Origin of the sequence: Pseudomonas corrugata (assembly GCF_001269905.1) — a bacterium.
In the GTDB taxonomy this organism is placed as follows: domain Bacteria; phylum Pseudomonadota; class Gammaproteobacteria; order Pseudomonadales; family Pseudomonadaceae; genus Aquipseudomonas; species Aquipseudomonas corrugata.
On sequence record NZ_LHVK01000004.1, the window covers coordinates 68,277 to 83,996 of the forward strand.

At 62.1% G+C, this 15,720-nt stretch carries 15 protein-coding genes; 5 read left to right on the plus strand and 10 right to left on the minus strand.

The window, feature by feature from the left end; all coding sequences use genetic code 11:
• Positions 1-19: 19 nt before the first annotated feature.
• Together AD665_RS05820 and AD665_RS05825 are read right to left on the minus strand one after the other, a co-directional pair.
• Positions 20-781, minus strand: a complete 762-nt coding sequence (locus AD665_RS05820) for a YdcF family protein (RefSeq protein ID WP_053191351.1) — start codon at positions 779-781, stop codon at positions 20-22.
• 115 nt (positions 782-896) lie between these two features.
• Positions 897-1,217 (minus strand): hypothetical protein, encoded by a 321-nt coding sequence (locus AD665_RS05825; protein ID WP_053191353.1) that lies wholly within the window; start codon positions 1,215-1,217, stop codon positions 897-899.
• A gap of 292 nt (positions 1,218-1,509) precedes the next feature.
• Here AD665_RS05825 and leuS point away from each other — a divergent pair, with 292 nt between their 5' ends.
• The 5 genes from leuS (at position 1,510) to AD665_RS05850 (ending at position 7,708) form a co-directional block, all read left to right on the plus strand.
• Positions 1,510-4,116 carry a leucine--tRNA ligase gene (gene leuS, locus AD665_RS05830; protein WP_053191355.1) on the plus strand — a complete coding sequence of 869 codons (2,607 nt, stop codon included), beginning with the start codon at positions 1,510-1,512 and terminating at the stop codon, positions 4,114-4,116.
• Between the two features lie 90 nt (positions 4,117-4,206).
• Positions 4,207-4,812 (plus strand): LPS-assembly lipoprotein LptE, encoded by a 606-nt coding sequence (locus tag AD665_RS05835; protein ID WP_053191357.1) that lies wholly within the window; start codon positions 4,207-4,209, stop codon positions 4,810-4,812.
• Positions 4,813-4,851: 39 nt separating this feature from the next.
• Positions 4,852-5,889, plus strand: a complete 1,038-nt coding sequence (gene holA, locus AD665_RS05840; protein WP_024780839.1) for a DNA polymerase III subunit delta — start codon at positions 4,852-4,854, stop codon at positions 5,887-5,889.
• Between the two features lie 259 nt (positions 5,890-6,148).
• Positions 6,149-6,313, plus strand: coding sequence for an alternative ribosome rescue factor ArfA (arfA, locus tag AD665_RS05845; protein ID WP_041022108.1), 165 nt, complete (start codon positions 6,149-6,151; stop codon positions 6,311-6,313).
• Between the two features lie 72 nt (positions 6,314-6,385).
• Complete coding sequence (locus AD665_RS05850) at positions 6,386-7,708, plus strand: lytic murein transglycosylase (RefSeq protein WP_024780837.1); 1,323 nt, start codon at positions 6,386-6,388, stop codon at positions 7,706-7,708.
• A 110-nt stretch (positions 7,709-7,818) separates the two neighbouring features.
• Here the strand turns inward: AD665_RS05850 and AD665_RS05855 are convergent, their stop codons facing one another.
• From AD665_RS05855 to rodA, 8 genes are all read right to left on the minus strand, one after another.
• Positions 7,819-8,769 carry a S66 peptidase family protein gene (locus AD665_RS05855; protein ID WP_053191359.1) on the minus strand — a complete coding sequence of 317 codons (951 nt, stop codon included), beginning with the start codon at positions 8,767-8,769 and terminating at the stop codon, positions 7,819-7,821.
• A 436-nt stretch (positions 8,770-9,205) separates the two neighbouring features.
• Positions 9,206-10,228: a lipoyl synthase gene (lipA, locus tag AD665_RS05860; RefSeq protein WP_024776648.1), complete on the minus strand. Its 1,023-nt coding sequence runs from the start codon at positions 10,226-10,228 to the stop codon at positions 9,206-9,208.
• Position 10,229: 1 nt separating this feature from the next.
• On the minus strand, positions 10,230-10,877 hold the full coding sequence (gene lipB / locus AD665_RS05865; RefSeq protein ID WP_024776647.1) for a lipoyl(octanoyl) transferase LipB: 648 nt from the start codon (positions 10,875-10,877) through the stop codon (positions 10,230-10,232).
• A complete protein-coding gene (locus tag AD665_RS05870; protein ID WP_024776646.1) occupies positions 10,877-11,152 on the minus strand; it encodes a DUF493 domain-containing protein in 276 nt (91 codons plus the stop codon). Before AD665_RS05870 ends, lipB begins: the two co-directional genes overlap by 1 nt.
• A gap of 79 nt (positions 11,153-11,231) precedes the next feature.
• Positions 11,232-12,389 carry a D-alanyl-D-alanine carboxypeptidase family protein gene (locus tag AD665_RS05875; protein WP_053191361.1) on the minus strand — a complete coding sequence of 386 codons (1,158 nt, stop codon included), beginning with the start codon at positions 12,387-12,389 and terminating at the stop codon, positions 11,232-11,234.
• Between the two features lie 167 nt (positions 12,390-12,556).
• Complete coding sequence (locus AD665_RS05880) at positions 12,557-13,582, minus strand: septal ring lytic transglycosylase RlpA family protein (protein WP_024776644.1); 1,026 nt, start codon at positions 13,580-13,582, stop codon at positions 12,557-12,559.
• Positions 13,582-14,589 carry a lytic murein transglycosylase B gene (gene mltB / locus AD665_RS05885; RefSeq protein WP_024776643.1) on the minus strand — a complete coding sequence of 336 codons (1,008 nt, stop codon included), beginning with the start codon at positions 14,587-14,589 and terminating at the stop codon, positions 13,582-13,584. The genes AD665_RS05880 and mltB overlap by 1 nt, the downstream gene beginning before the upstream one ends.
• Before the next feature lie 17 nt (positions 14,590-14,606).
• Positions 14,607-15,710 (minus strand): rod shape-determining protein RodA, encoded by a 1,104-nt coding sequence (gene rodA / locus AD665_RS05890; RefSeq protein ID WP_050593776.1) that lies wholly within the window; start codon positions 15,708-15,710, stop codon positions 14,607-14,609.
• Positions 15,711-15,720: the final 10 nt, after the last annotated feature.

Sequence of the window (15,720 nt, forward strand, 5' to 3'; positions counted from 1 at the left end):
CCTTGAGGCTTCGTTCTCTTCAGCGGTAGAACAACCAATACCCCACCAACCCCACCGCCTCATTCATCAACTGCCCCGACTGCCAGATCGACTTGAACTCCGGCATCCAGCCGCCCAGCGGCCGGGCATTGTCCTGCCCCAGGAAGCCCACCGGTGCAGCGACCACTTCGAACCCGGCTCGCTGGAAGCTCCAGACAGCTCGCGGCATATGCCAGGCCTGGGTCACCAACACGACACGACGAATCCCTTCCGGGTGGAGGATCCCGGCGCTCATCTGCGCGTTTTCCCAGGTGGTGCGGCTGAGCCCCTCTTGCCAGCGCACGGTGACGCCAAAATCATCCAACATCGAATCGGCCATCAGCTTTGCCTCGCTGGGCGGCGTGCCGTAGTGCAAGCCGCCGGAGGTCAGCACGGGTAAACCAGACGCCTTGGCCAGCCGCGCCGCATAACGCTGGCGCTCCAGCCCGACCCCGGTGGGCTGGTCGGCTCCCCAGGCAAGGTCACCACGCTCGCGGCCCGAGCCCAGCACCACGATGGCATCGGCACGCTCGGCCAGGGTCGCCCACTCACTGCGAGACAGCGGCGGCTCTCGCTCCAGCGCCTTGGCACTCCATTGCACCACTACAGGCAGGCTCAACAGCCAGAAACCGCCCAGTCCTGCGATAAAACACACGCGAGCCAGGCGCGGCCGGGAGTTGCGCCACCACCAGGCAAGCGCCAGCAGCAGCAAAAGAATACCGGGCGGCAGTAACAGTTGTTTGATGAAATAGCGAAATGGCATCGGGCATCTCCATAGATGCCCGAAGCCTAGGTGGATTGACGCAAAGCGACAACTGATTCGAAAGAAGCCTGAATCAAAAGCTTGGACCAAAAAAGCGCAACGCGTGAATCCGGCTTTACTTGAACTGCAGCGACCGGACTTTTACAGCATCCTTGTCGGGCGTCCGATCCTTGAGCCAGACAACCTTGGCCGAACGGGGCGCATCAAGACGCTGGAGTACCTGAGCCCCGCTTATGCGGGCCTGATGTCCGACCTGTTCGAGATAAGCCTTGACCAGTTCGAACTCTGCGGGGCTCAAGCCACGCAGTTCCAGCTCTGCCGGACGTTCATTACGCAAGCGTCCGGCGGTTCTTGCAGCGTCCAGGGCCACCCCGAGACGATCGATCAGTTTTTCATACAACTCCGGTGTAGCGACTTCTCGTTGTGATTCAACCATCCCTCACCTCATTGAAGATAAGACTCACTCCCCATTGAGAAGCTTAGCTTCGCTGGGCAAACCGACAGGACGCCGCGACCAACGGCCCTGAACGCCCGACGGCGCCGGCTGTCGACACTGCCCGACACGCAATCAGGGTTTCCCTCCGCAGAGTGCGGTCATGTATGCTACGGCGCTTCCTGTAACTCCACTTCCAGCTCCGCTGGGCATCGAAAGCGCCGCACCTGGCGCCGTCTGCGTCCAGCATGGCAACGAAGAGGATTGGGCCACCCCATTCAGTACAAAAGTAGCCATGCACGAACACTATCAGCCCCGTGAAATCGAAGCCGCCGCCCAGTCGTTCTGGGACGAGCAAAAGTCCTTTGAAGTCAGTGAACAGCCAGGCAAGGAAACCTACTACTGCCTGTCGATGTTCCCTTACCCCAGCGGCAAGCTGCACATGGGGCACGTGCGCAACTACACCATTGGCGACGTGATTTCCCGCTACCAGCGCATGCAAGGCAAAAACGTCCTGCAACCCATGGGTTGGGACGCCTTCGGCATGCCGGCGGAAAACGCCGCGATGAAGAACAACGTGGCGCCCGCCAAGTGGACCTACGAAAACATCGCCTACATGAAGTCCCAGCTGCGCAGCCTGGGCCTGGCGGTGGACTGGTCCCGCGAAGTCACTACCTGCAAGCCCGACTACTACCGTTGGGAGCAGTGGCTGTTCACCCGCCTGTTCGAAAAAGGCGTGATCTATCGCAAGAACGGCACCGTGAACTGGGACCCGGTGGACCAGACCGTGCTGGCCAACGAGCAAGTGATCGATGGTCGCGGCTGGCGTTCCGGCGCGCTGATCGAAAAGCGCGAGATCCCGATGTACTACTTCAAGATCACCGCCTACGCGGATGAGCTCCTGGAGAGTCTCGACGAGCTGACCGGCTGGCCCGAGCAGGTCAAGACCATGCAACGCAACTGGATCGGCAAGTCCCGGGGCATGGAAGTGCAGTTCCCCTACGACGTCGCCTCCATTGGCGAAGCCGGCACCCTGAAGGTTTTCACCACCCGTCCGGACACCCTGATGGGCGCCACCTATGTAGCCGTAGCGGCCGAGCACCCGCTGGCGACCCTGGCGGCACAGAGCGATCCCGCGCTGCAGGCATTCATTGCCGAATGCAAAGGCGGCAGCGTCGCCGAAGCCGATGTCGCCACCCAGGAAAAGAAAGGCCTGCCGACCGCCCTGTTCGTCGAGCACCCGCTGACCGGTGAAAAGCTCCCGGTGTGGGTCGCCAACTACGTGCTGATGCACTACGGCGATGGCGCTGTAATGGCGGTACCGGCCCACGACGAACGCGATTTCGAGTTCGCCCACAAGTACAACCTGCCGGTCAAGACCGTGGTTCGCACCAGTGCTGGTGACCAGACCCCGGCCCCTTGGCAGGACGCCTACGGCGAACACGGCGAACTGATCAACTCCGGCGAGTTCGATGGCCTGGATTTCGCCGGCGCGTTCGACGCCATCGAAGTGGCCCTGATCAAGAAGAACCTGGGCGCCTCCCGCACCCAGTTCCGCCTGCGCGATTGGGGCATCAGCCGCCAGCGTTACTGGGGCTGCCCGATCCCGATCGTGCATTGCGGTACCTGCGGTGACGTACCGGTACCGGAAGATCAACTGCCCGTGGTCCTGCCGGAAGACGTCGTACCCGACGGCGCCGGTTCGCCCCTGGCACGCATGCCCGAGTTCTACGAGTGCAGTTGCCCGAAATGCGGCGCGCCGGCCAAGCGTGAAACCGACACCATGGACACCTTCGTCGAGTCCTCGTGGTACTACGCCCGCTACGCCTCGCCGCACTACACAGGCGGCCTGGTGGAAAAATCCGCCGCCGACCACTGGCTGCCGGTGGATCAATACATCGGCGGCATCGAACACGCCATTCTCCACCTGCTCTACGCGCGCTTCTTCCACAAGCTGATGCGTGACGAAGGCCTGGTGAGCTCCAACGAGCCGTTCAAGAACCTGCTGACCCAGGGCATGGTGGTCGCCGAGACTTACTACCGTCGCGAAGCCAACGGTGCCTACACCTGGTTCAACCCGGCCGACGTCGAACTTGAGCGCGACAGCAAGGCCAAGGTCATCAGCGCCAAGCTGATCGCAGACGGCCTGCCGGTGGAAATCGGCGGCACCGAGAAGATGGCCAAGTCGAAGAACAACGGCGTCGACCCACAGTCGATGATCGACCAGTTCGGCGCAGACACCTGCCGCCTGTTCATGATGTTCGCCTCGCCACCCGACATGAGCGCGGAGTGGTCCGATTCCGGCGTCGAAGGTTCGCACCGTTTCCTCAAGCGCGTCTGGCGCCTGGCCCAGGCTCACGTTGTTCAGGGCCTGCCAGGTAAACTGGACGTCGCGAGCCTGAACGACGAACAGAAAGCCATTCGCCGTTCGATCCACCTGGCCATCAAGCAGGCCAGCCATGACGTCGGCCAGAACCACAAGTTCAACACCGCCATCGCCCAGGTGATGACGCTGATGAATGTGCTGGAAAAAGCCGCGCAGGTGACCGAACAGGATCGCGCACTGATGCACGAAGGTCTGGAGGCCGTGACGCTGTTGCTTGCCCCGATCACGCCGCACATCAGCCACGAGCTGTGGAACCAACTGGGCCACCCTGCCCCGGTGATCGACGCCGGCTGGCCGGTGGTGGACGAAAGCGCGCTGGTGCAGGACAGCCTGACCCTGGTCATCCAGGTCAACGGCAAGCTGCGCGGCCAGATCGACATGCCGGCCACCGCTACGCGCGAAGAAGTCGAAGCTGCCGCACGAACCAATGAAAACGTGCTGCGCTTCGTCGATGGCCTGACGATCCGGAAAGTGATCGTCGTGCCCGGCAAACTGGTCAACATCGTCGCAAGCTAATTGGATCGGGCACCGGGTCAGTGACCCGGCGCCGAATATGACCTGCCGGGGCCGCACTGCCGGCCCATAGGTTTCAAGGGGAGCAACAAGATGATGAAACGTAATCTGCTGGTCATGTGCCTGACGGTCCTGCTGAGCGCTTGCGGCTTCCAGCTGCGCGGCACCGGCACCACCGAACTGGCCATCAATGAGCTGGACCTCAGCGCACGTGACGCCTACGGCGACACCGTGAAGATGCTGCGCGAGATGCTGGAAAACAGCGGGGTGAAAGTCTATAGCGGAGCGCCGTACAAGCTGGTGTTGACCCGTGAACAACAAACCCAGCGCAGCCTGAGCTACGCCGGTGCCGGTCGTTCGGCCGAGTACGAGCTGAACAACGTGCTGAGCTATGAGATCCGCGGCCGGAACGACCTGGTGCTGCTGGACGACAAGCTCCAGGTGCAGAAGGTCTACCTGCACGACGGCAATAACATCACCGGTTCCGACCAGGAGTCGACCGAAGTACGCGAAGAAATGCGTCGCGACCTGGTCCAGCGCATGATGCTGCGCCTGCAACAGCTGAGCCCGGCCCAGCTGGAACAGTTGCAACAGACCGCCGACGCCAAGGCCAAGGCTGACGCCGAGGCGCTGGAAGCGGCACGCAAGGCTGAGGCGGAAACCCCGCAACAGTCGCCCATGCAAATCCCGGCTGAATAAGCTTCGTGGGGCGCTCCAGCGCCCCGCATGCTCTCTCCTATGAAACTCGCCCCCGCCCAACTCGGCAAACACCTGCAAGGTGCACTCGCGCCGGTCTATGTCATCAGCGGCGATGACCCGCTGTTGTGTCAGGAAGCCGCCGACGCCATTCGCTCTGCCGCCCGCCAGCAAGGCTTTGACGAACGCCAGGTGTTCGCCGCCGACGCCAGTTTCGACTGGGGTACGTTGCTGCAGGCCGGGGCGAGCATGTCGCTGTTTGCCGAAAAGCGTCTGCTGGAACTGCGCCTGCCCTCGGGCAAACCCGGTGACAAGGGCGCTGCCGCGCTCATCGAGTACTGCTCAAGGCCGGCCGAGGACACGGTGTTGCTCATCAGCCTGCCAAAACTCGACGGCAGCGCGCAAAAGACCAAATGGGGCAAGGCCCTGGTCGAAGGCCCACAGACCCAGTTCGTGCAGATCTGGCCGGTGGACGTCAGCCAACTGCCGAGCTGGATCCGCCAACGCCTGTCCCAGGCCGGCCTGTCGGCCAGTCAGGATGCGGTGGAACTGATCGCCGCCCGGGTCGAAGGCAACCTGCTGGCTGCCGCCCAGGAGATCGAGAAGCTCAAGCTGATGGCCGAGGGTGGTCAGATCACCGTGGAAACGGTACAGGCCGCCGTGGCCGACAGCGCGCGTTTCGACGTCTTCGGGTTGACCGATGCGATCCTCAACGGCGAGGCTGCCCATGCCCTGCGCATGCTTGAAGGCCTGCGCGGAGAAGGTGTCGAGCCGCCGGTGATCCTCTGGGCCCTGGCCCGGGAGCTACGGCTGCTGGCCAACCTGTCATTGCAATACAGCCAGGGCGTGCCGCTGGACAAAGCGTTCAGTCAGGCCCGCCCGCCAGTGTGGGACAAGCGCAAACCGCTGATGAGCAAGGCGCTGCAACGCTACTCGGCACCGCGCTGGGCACAATTGCTGCTGGAGGCCCAGCGCATCGACGCACAGATCAAGGGGCAGGCTGCCGGATCGCCATGGATGAGCCTCAGTCGCCTGTCCCTGCTGATGGCCGGCCAGCGACTGGCGCTGCCTGCCGAATAACCTATCGCTCTGCCAGACGCCTTTGTGGCGAGGGAGCTTGCTGTGGGAGCAAAGCTTGCTCGCGACACAGGCGCCTCGGTTTAAGGACAAACCGCGTCAGCTTCGTCGCGGGCAAGCCTTGCTCCCACAACTCCCTCGCCACAAAGCTCGCTGGTCGCAACTTCCGCACACATTTCCTCCAGCCTGCAAGGACTGGACAACACCCCAGCCCTGCCCCATGATTTGCCCCGCAAAACCCACCCCCACGAGAGATCCGAGCATGAGCAAAAAGCCATCCAAGCATGGCCCCAACAAGGCCAAATCCATCATCGCCCAGCCCCTGTTCCGCAGCCGTCAGGAACGGCCCGCCAAGGGCAAAGGCAGCTACCGCCGCGAAGCCTTCCAGTCTGACAACTGGGAGGCTTCTTGCTTTATGGCGGCTTGAAACATCCGGACAAGCCCTTTGCACCCTGCCCATGTTAAGGTCAGCACCTGATTTGCATTTCTGGACCCCTGCATGCCCTTTTGTCTTACCCGCCGCTGGCCAGTGCGCCAATTGATGGCCGCCACAAGCTTCGCGCTGCTTGTCGCCTGCGCAGAAAAACCCACCGCCGCCGATGCCCAACCGCTCCAGACCGTTCCTGCCGTGACCGCCCCGGCCATGGTTCCGCCTGTGGTGCCGACCGGCGAAAACCTGGATATCGTCCCGACCCAGACCTTCGCTGAATGGCAGGCAGGGTTTCGCAAGGAAGCACTGGCTGCCGGGATCCGCGCCGACCTGTTCGATCGCGCCTTTATCGGCGTGAGCCCCGACATGAGTGTGATCAAGGCCGATCGCAGCCAGCCGGAATTCGCCCGGCCCGTATGGGAATACCTGGACGGCGCGCTGTCACCCCTGCGGGTGCGCAAAGGCCAGAGCCTGATCCAGGAACATGCCGAGATTCTGCAAAGCATCGAACAGCGCTACGGCGTCGACCGCCAGGCACTGGTGGCGGTATGGGGCATGGAGAGCAATTTCGGCCAGTTCCAGGGCACGAAGTCAGTGATCAATTCCCTGGCGACCCTGGCCTATGAAGGACGACGTCCGGGCTTTGCCCATGCGCAACTGATCGCCGCCCTGCAGATCCTGCAACAAGGTGATATCGCCCCGGAAAAAATGCTCGGCTCCTGGGCTGGTGCCATGGGCCAGACCCAGTTCATCCCCACCACATACAACACCCACGCGGTGGATTTCGACGGTGACGGCCGCCGCGACATCTGGGGCAGCGCCACCGACGCCCTGGCCTCGACCGCGCATTACCTGCAAAGCTCCGGCTGGCAACGCGGGCAGCCGTGGGGATTCGAGGTCCGGCTGAAGGAAGGATTCAACTACCCCTTGGCCGACGGTTCGATTCGCAAACCCGTGTCCGAATGGCTGCAGTTGGGCGTCAGCCTGCCCAATGGCGGCCGGATTCCGGCCGACACCGAACACCTGTCGGCCGCCTTGCTGCTACCGGCCGGTTATCGTGGACCGGCGTTCCTGGTATTCGACAACTTCCGCGCGATTCTCAAGTACAACAACTCTTCGTCCTACGCGCTGGCAGTGAGCCTGCTCTCGGAGCGCTTCGTTGGTGCGGGATTGATCAACGGCCAATGGCCAAAAGACGACCTGCCCTTGAGCCGCAGCGAACGAATCGAACTGCAGACGCTGCTGGGACAGCATCAATATGATGCCGGCAACCCCGACGGCATCATCGGTGCCAATACCCGTAAAGCGATCCGTAGCGCCCAGCAGTCGCTCGGCTGGCCCGCGGACGGGTATCCGACGCACCAGTTGCTGGAGAACCTGCGCCAGCGTTGAGTCGTCGTTTGGCCGCTACCGTTTCGCGAGCAGGCTCGCTCCCACAGGGAATTGCATTTCAATGTGGGAGCGAGCCTGCTCGCGAAGACTGCCTTCCAATCAACGCCGGACTACCGACCCACCACCACATCCTGCTGCAACACCAACCTCTTCTCCCCCGCATCCAGCCTCACCAATGCCCCCAGGGGCAAGGTCAGGTTCGGATCGCAGTGGCCACTGCGCCAGCCGGACAGCACCGGTATCCGCAACGGCCCGAAGGTCTGCTTGAGCAACTGGTTCAACGCCTCGCCATCCACCCCGGCCACGTCGCCCACCAGCACTCCGCGCAGCTTCTGCAATGTGCCGGCCAACCGTAGCTGGGTCAGCAATCGGTCGATCCGATACAGCGGCTCGTTGACGTCCTCGATGAACAGGATCACCCCTTCGGCGTCGATCTGATAAGGCGTGCCCATGGTCGCCGCAATGATCGACAGATTGCCCCCCAGCAAGCGCCCCTGGGCGACGCCAGGCTCAACCGCGGTCAGTGGATAAGCCTCGGGATGGCTCAGCACACTGCCGGCCTTCAATTGCCCACGCAGCAGACTGAAAAACGAGGTAACCGTAGGCGGCTCCTTGTCCCCCAGGAGATCGGCATTGAGCAGCGGCCCGTGGAAGGTGACGAACCCCGCGTAACGGCTGATAGCCAGGTGCAGCGCGGTGATATCGCTGTAGCCGACGAAAGGCTTGGCGTTGCGCCGCAAGAGTTCGAAGTCGACGCGATCCAGCAGACGTGGCGTGCCATAGCCGCCGCGCAAGCAAATGATGGCGTTGACCTCCGGGTCAGCGAAGGCCCCGTGCAGGTCGTTGAGTCGCGTATCGTCGCTGCCGGCCAGGTAACCGTCCTTCTCATAGACACCCGGGAATATCCGCAGCTCATGACCACGGGCGCGCATCCATTGCACCGCCTTATCCGTGTCCAACGGCGCCGGGCCGGCGGGCGCGATCACGCCGATCAGCCCTCCAGATGGCAGGGCCGGGACAGGTTGGTGGGGGCACAGGGTTTGGGTGGAGTGAAGGGGCATTCGTGGGGTTCCCTGTGGGGGTCAGATTGGTTTGCAGATCCGTTGCTTCATGCAAACTGAGCCACCGCTATCGCGAGCAGGCTCGCTCCCACAAGGGAAGCATGTACGCTTCAAAGACAGATCATCTGAACCGCTTTGCTTTTGCTTTTGATCTTCGGCCCCGTTAACCACGCTGGCCGAACGCAGGTATTGCGCAGTGGGCAACCCGGCATGGATGCCGGGTTAGCCGCGCTGGGCCATGGATGGCCCTTCGCGGCGGGCCCACGGAGCAATGCCGGAGTGAGGGCATGCCGAGCCTAGGCGAGGCACCGAGTGGTGGGGCCAAGACCTTTTGGTTACTTTTGGGGCGTTTGCCAAAAGTAACCCGCCGTAAGGGCGGAACCGTCAGCCGCCATTACCGCAGCAACGGATATACCCCCATACGGCCCGACCCCAATCAGGAACCCAACAACTCCGCCTTGACCAACTTGGCCTGCTCATCAGCATGGTACGAAGACCGTACCAACGGCCCCGAAGCCACGTTCTTGAAGCCCATCTTGTACCCTTCCTCGGCAAACCAGGCAAAGGTATCCGGATGCACGAACCGCTGCACCGGCAAGTGGCTACGCGAAGGTTGCAGATACTGCCCCAGGGTCAGCATATCGATGTCATGCTCGCGCATGCGCTTCATGACCTCGATGACCTCCTCGTCGGTCTCGCCCAGGCCCAGCATCAAGCCAGACTTGGTCGGAATGTGCGGCATCATCTGCTTGAAGCGCTGCAGCAAGGTCAACGACCATTGGTAGTCCGAACCCGGACGCGCAGCCTTGTACAGGCGCGGCACGGTTTCCAGGTTATGGTTGAACACATCCGGCGGCTCGGCGGCGGTGATTTCCAAGGCGATGTCCATGCGACCGCGATAGTCCGGCACCAGCGTTTCGAGCTGCACGTTCGGCGACAGCTTGCGGATTTCACGGATGCAGTCGGCAAAGTGCTGGGCACCGCCGTCACGCAGGTCGTCGCGGTCCACCGAGGTGATGACCACATACTTGAGCTTCAGGTCGGCAATGGCGATGGCCAGGCTTTCCGGCTCATTGACGTCCAGTGGTTTCGGACGGCCGTGGCCGACGTCGCAGAACGGGCAGCGACGGGTGCAGATGTCACCCATGATCATGAAGGTCGCGGTGCCGCCAGAGAAGCACTCGCCCAGGTTCGGGCAGGAGGCTTCTTCGCAGACGCTGTGCAGCTTGTGCTTGCGCAGCAGGGCCTTGATACGGTCGACTTCCGGGGACACCGGAATGCGCACGCGGATCCAGTCCGGTTTCTTCGGCAACTCGGTGGTCGGGATGATCTTGACCGGGATGCGTGCAACCTTCTCGGCGCCGCGCAGCTTGACGCCGGCTTCGACCTTGGCACGTGGGGCCGGACGCTCGGTAACGTCCTGCGTCGGGATCATGGTTTGCACTGCATCAGTAGTCATATCAGTCGATTCCGCCCGTGAGGGTCGTCTGCTCAGCATAGTCGAGGTGTTTGACGAGCTGCGCGCGCAGCCGGGCACTTACCTCGGCAAATTCAATCGATCCTGTGTGATCGCGCAGCTGGGTCATCGCCAGCCCCGCATAGCCACAGGGATTAATCCGTCGAAACGGCGAAAGGTCCATGTCCACGTTCAACGCCAGGCCGTGAAACGAGCAGCCGTGGCGGATCCGCAGGCCCAGGGAGGCGATTTTCGCCCCGTCGACGTAGACACCCGGCGCATCCGGCTTGGCCTGCGCCGAGACACCGTAGCTGGCCAGCAGCTCGATCAGGCAGGTCTCCATGCGCGTCACCAGCTCACGCACGCCAAACCCCAGCTTGCGCACGTCCAGCAACAGGTAGGCAACCAACTGGCCGGGGCCATGGTAAGTCACCTGCCCGCCCCGGTCGACCTTCACCACCGGAATGTCCCCGGGCAGCAGCAGGTGCTCGGCCTTGCCGGCCTGGCCCTGGGTGAATACCGGCGGGTGTTCCACCAGCCAGACTTCGTCTTCGGCGGTGTTGCCACGTTCGTTGGTGAAGCGCTGCATGGCATGCCAGACCGGCTCGTAAGCCATCTGCCCCAGCTCGCGAAAGCCTAGCGTGCCCGGCATCACAACACCATGTGCACGACGCCGGTCGCCCGCAGCTCACTATTGATGTCGTACAACTGCTCCTGGCCAGTAGCAACGATGTGCAACTGGATCGTCGTGTACTTGCCGTTGCTGCTCTGGCGCTCGGCCAGGGTCAGGAGATCAACGGTGGCATGTTTTTCCAGGATGGCAACGACCTTGTCCTTGAAGCCCACTCCGGTGTCGCCAATCACTTTGATCGGATAGTCATTGCAGGGGAATTCGATCTTTGGCGCCTTTACTTCTGAGTCTGTCATGGCGTAACGGCCTCGTAGACGTGATAACGAACAAGGCCCCGCACCGGACAGGAACGGGGCCATGCAGTCAACATTCGATTCAGTTGAACAAGCCGTAGAAGAATAGCCGGATGCTATCCCACATGCGGCGGAAGATACCACCTTCTTCGACCGCGTCCAGCGCGATCAAGTCGGCGCTGTGCACCACTTTGTCTTCCAGTTTGACTTCAACCTTACCGATCACGTCGCCCTTGGCGATAGGGGCGGTCAGTTGCGGGTTCAGGGTCATGCTTGCAGCGAGCTTCTTGAGCTGGCCTTTTGGCAGGGTCATGGTCAGGTCTTCGGCCAGACCGGCTTTAACCTGGCTGCTGGCGCCTTTCCAGACCTGGGCCTGGGCCAGTTCGGTGCCTTTCTGGTAGAACGTCTGGGTTTCGAAGAAGCGGAAACCGTAGGTCAGCAGCTTCTGGGTTTCAGCGGCACGGGCCACTTCACTGTTGGTGCCGAACACCACGGCGATCAGGCGCATGCCGTCACGCACCGCCGAAGACACCATGCAATAGCCGGCCTCTTCGGTATGGCCGGTCTTCAGGCCGTCGACAGTCTTGTCGCGCCACAGCAGCAGGTTGCGGTTGGGCTGCTTGATGCCGTTCCAGAAGAATTCCTTCTGGGAATAGATGGCGTAGTGCGCCGGATCTTCGTGGATGATCGCCCGCGCCAGGATCGCCATGTCGTGAGCCGACGAGTAGTGCTCGGGATTCGGCAGGCCGGTCGGGTTCATGAAGTGACTGTTGGTCATGCCCAGGTCGGTGACCGTTTTGTTCATCATGTCGGCGAATGCGTCTTCGCTGCCGGCGATGTGTTCGGCCAGGGCAACGCTGGCGTCATTGCCGGACTGGATGATGATGCCGTGCAGCAGGTCGCTGACGGTCACTTGCGAGCCGACCTTGATGAACATCCGCGAACCACCGGTGCGCCAGGCATTTTCACTGACGGTCACCAGATCGTTTTCACCAATCTGGCCGCGACGGATTTCCAGGGTCGCAATGTAGGCGGTCATCAGCTTGGTCAGGCTGGCCGGTGGCAGGCGCTGGTCACCATTGTTTTCCACCAGCACGTTGCCGCTGCTGGCATCCATGAGTACATAGGATTTAGCCGCCAGTTGCGGGGGCGACGGCATCATCTCGACCGCGAACGCGGCAGGTGAAAGAAGCAGCGGGACTAACAGGCAAAGGCGTTTGGCAAAGGTGGTAATGTTCATCCGTCTCTCGAAATCGCTAATGGACTGCCCGGAGGCAATACTGAACAGGCAGTCTTCTTGATGGACTGCCGCGTATTAAGTTGCTCACTCACATCCCTTGCCGGGCTTTTGTTATTCATGGAGCCAACAACCTGACCCGCTCGAACCGCAAGCGGGCCTTCAATCAATCATTCGGCGGTGACCAGGCTCGGCGAACCGAGATTGGCCAGGCGCACGCTGTTCTGTACCTGCTGGACTTCACCCGGAGAACCGATCGGCCCCAGGCGCACCCGATGCAGTGTCTGCTGGTTGCGCACGATCGAACTGATGAACACCGGGGCGCTCACCATCGAGCTGAGCTTCGAGCGGAGCAGTTCGGCAGCGTCCGGGTTGGCGAACGCGCCCACCTGCAGATACTGGCCAGACGCTGTTGCAGAAGCGTTTTTTTTTGCATCCGCCTGCACAGGCACTACGGTCGCGGCGTGTTGCTGCGGCGGTGGCGTCCATTGTTCGACCGTGCCGGTGGACGCCGTCACGGTCGGCGCGGCATTTTGCGCCACTTTTGGCTCGTTGAGCATCAAAGGCGCCGGACGGCCACGCTGGGCCCACCACTCCTGCGGATCAATACCCTCGACCTTGACCCGCGCGGTGCCGATTTCAGCGTAACCGAGTTTTTTCGCCGCGGCATACGACAGGTCGATGATCCGGTCGGAATAGAACGGCCCACGGTCATTGACCCGCAGGATCACGCTCTTGTTGTTGTCCAGGTTGGTCACCCGCACGTAACTGGGCAGCGGCAAGGTCTTGTGGGCCGCGCTCATGCCGTACAGGTCATACACCTCGCCATTGGCGGTGTTCTGGCCATGAAACTTGGTGCCATACCAGGACGCGGTGCCCGACGCGACGTAGCTCTTGGAGTCGGCCATCGGGAAATAGGTCTTGCCCAGCACCGTATACGGGTTGGCCTTGTAGGGGCCGGTGTGCAGGGTTGGGGTGGCGTCGGGAATGCGCGAGACATCCACGTCCCACCACGGCGCACCATCCTTGTGGGCACGGTTGATGTCCAGGCCCGGCATGGCGCGCACGGCGGTGGAGCTTTTCTGGGTTGGCGCGCGACCGGTCGAACAACTGACGACCAACAGCGACAGCGCAGCCAGTGCCACGAACTTCAGGGGCCTGGCTTTCAGGGGTTGATAGGTAGGCAATGCCTGCATTATTTGACGCCCCGTGCTTTGACCAGCTCTTCAGACAGTTGATGCACAGCCATGGCGTACATCACACTGCGGTTATAACGCGTAATCGCGTAGAAATTCTTCAGGCCCATCCAGTACTCAGGGCCCTGTTCGCCTTCCAGGCGAATGGCGGTGACAGGCATGTCGTCACGCAGCGCATCATGACTCGACCAGCCCAGCGCCCGCAACTCCCCGACGGTTTTCGTCGGTTCGATGCCCTCGCTCAGGCCCTCGTCCACCTGCTCGCCACGCACGTCGGCACGACTGACCACCGGTTGGCCGGCTTCCCAGCCGTGGCGCTTGAAATAGCTGGCAACACTGCCGATGGCATCGGTGGGGTTGGTCCAGATATTGATATGGCCATCGCCGTCGAAATCCACCGCATAGGCGCGGAAACTGCTGGGCATGAATTGTGGCAGGCCCATGGCCCCGGCATAGGACCCCTTGAGGGTCAGCGGATCGACCTGCTCCTCCCGGGCCAGCAACAGGAATTCACGCAATTCCTTGCGGAAGAACTCGGCGCGCGGCGGGTAATCGAAGCCCAGGGTCGACAGAGCATCGATCACCCGGAAATTCCCGGTATTGCGGCCAAAGAAGGTCTCGACGCCGATGATAGACACGATGACCTGGGCCGGCACGCCGTACTCCTGCTCGGCGCGGGCCAGGGCGGCCTCGTGCTGGCGCCAGAAGTCCACGCCCCGGGCGATGCGCGCCTCGGTGATGAACATCGGCCGGTACTCGCTCCACTGCTTGACCCGCTCGGCGGGCCGGGAGATCGCGTCGAGGATCGACTGCTTGCGTTCAGCCTCGCGGAACACCCCCATCAGTTGTTCACCGGCAAAGCCATAGTCGCGGGTCATTTCACCGACGAATTCGGCCACCTGCGGCGAGCCCTCGTATTCACCGGCCAAGGCGTGCGACGCACCGCCCAGGAGGCTGATCAGGCCGACCCACGCATGTCGCGTCGACCAGCCACGCATTGCTTGCATTGAACTCTTCACCTTATTCAAACCTGTGCGATCCACTTGCGGTGGGTATGGATCGACATCAAGACCCCAAACGCTGACAGTAGCGTCACCAGCGAAGTTCCTCCGTAGCTGATGAAGGGCAACGGCACTCCCACAACCGGCAACAAACCACTGACCATACCGATGTTGACGAAAACGTAAACAAAAAACGTCATGGTCAGGCTGCCCGCCAGCAACTTGCCGAACAGGGTTTGCGCCTGAGCGGTGATGACCAGCCCCCGGCCGATCAGCAACAGGTAGATCAGTAGCAGCAGGCAGATACCCACCAGGCCGAACTCCTCGCCCATCACGGCGATGATGAAGTCGGTGTGGCTTTCCGGCAGGAAGTCCAGGTGCGACTGGGTGCCCATCAGCCACCCCTTGCCGAATACCCCGCCGGAGCCGATAGCGGCCTTGGACTGAATGATGTTCCAGCCGGTGCCCAACGGATCGCTTTCCGGGTCGAGGAACGTCAGGATGCGCTGCTTCTGATAGTCGTGCATCACGAAGTACCACATGGCGATCGACACCGGTATCGCAATGGCAATCACGCTCAGGATCCAGCGCCAGCGCAACCCGCCCATGAACAACACGAAGGCGCCACCGGCCAGGATCAGCAGTGAAGTGCCGAGGTCCGGCTGGCGCACGATCAGGATGAACGGGATGCCGATCAGCAACAGGCTGATGCACACGTGCTTGAGCTGCGGCGGCAAGGTGCGCTTGGACAAGTACCAGGCGATGGTCGCCGGCATGATGATCTTCATGAATTCCGAAGGCTGGAAGCGGATCACCCCGGGGATGTTGATCCAGCGCGTGGCCCCCATGGCGTTATGGCCCATCACGTCCACCACCACCAACAGGCTCACGCCCACCACATAGGCCAGCGGCACCCAGCGCGCCATGAACCGTGGTTCGAGCTGGGCAATGACGACCATCGACACCAGCCCGATGCCGAACGAAGTGGCCTGCTTGGCCAGCAGGTCCCAGCTCTTGCCACTGGCCGAATACAACACGAACAGGCTGCCCGCAGCCAGGATCAGCAGCAGGACCAGCAGCGGACCGTCGATGTGTATGCGCTGCAACAGTGTGGCGCGACGGCGCATCACATCTTCG